1 protein-coding gene is annotated in these 306 nt (G+C 61.8%); it reads right to left on the minus strand.

The genetic code is table 11. The features are described 5' to 3' along the window. Nucleotides 1-22: 22 nt before the first annotated feature. The coding region (locus KHP60_RS19230; RefSeq protein WP_213565929.1) for a transposase at nucleotides 23-306 on the minus strand (284 nt) is incomplete at its 5' end.

Genomic DNA, 306 nt, shown 5'->3' on the forward strand with positions numbered 1-306 from the left:
GACGTAGATACCGTCTGAGCGGTCAAGGCCGATGGGCCACCGGAAACTGGTAAACGTTCCCGCTCCTAAGCACGCCAAAGCAGATATGAACCAGTTTGCGCATGGCGGCCCCTAAGGTCGACATCTTGGCCTTCCCCCGCTCAAGCAGCCGCTGTTGCTGGGCTTTGATGTCCGGGTTCAACTTTGTGGCAACGACAGCTGCCATGTAAAGCGCGGCGCGCAGCCGGGAGTTACCGGCTTTCGAGAGCCGCGGCCTCCCTCGAACGCTCCGCCCCGACTGTCGCTCAATCGGTACCAGCCCCAGGA

Source organism: Microvirga sp. 3-52, assembly GCF_018383585.1.
In the GTDB taxonomy this organism is placed as follows: domain Bacteria; phylum Pseudomonadota; class Alphaproteobacteria; order Rhizobiales; family Beijerinckiaceae; genus Microvirga.